Origin of the sequence: Litoribacter ruber (genome assembly GCF_018500185.1) — a bacterium.
Lineage (GTDB): Bacteria > Bacteroidota > Bacteroidia > Cytophagales > Cyclobacteriaceae > Litoribacter > Litoribacter ruber.
Genome location: NZ_JAHBGI010000059.1, coordinates 1 through 399 on the forward strand (window position 1 = coordinate 1; position 399 = coordinate 399).

The following is a 399-nucleotide window of genomic DNA, read 5'->3' on the forward strand; positions in this document are numbered from 1 at the left end:
CCACCTGGCATTACAGCGATGATAGGAAAAGACCAAGTCATCACTGCCGCCCAAAACCAATGGACAAATGTGCCAAAAGACTGCCCTGATGCCTGTACTTTATTGGGGAAAACCTCAGAAATGAATACCCATATCACTGCCCCCTGAGAGAAGGCAAAACTGGCAATAAAAACCAACAAGGGTATCAATATCCCAACATCTCCCTTTCCATGCTGGAAAAGATATGCGGTGGTGATCAAGCTGACGATCATTCCAATGGACCCTATACCCATCAGCTTTTTACGGCCTATCTTATCAATCAAACTCATGGCAAGAAGAGTAAAAACCATATTTATCAACCCAACTGATGCAGCCTGCAGGAAAGCAGTGTCTGTAGCCAGTCCCGACATTTCAAATATT

The 399-nt window shown here is 44.4% G+C and carries 1 protein-coding gene; it reads right to left on the reverse strand.

Annotated features, from left to right (window positions below; all coding sequences use genetic code 11):
* A partial coding sequence (locus KIH41_RS18070) for an MFS transporter (protein WP_246539228.1) occupies positions 1-389 on the reverse strand: 389 nt, incomplete at its 3' end.
* Positions 390-399 lie beyond the last annotated feature (10 nt).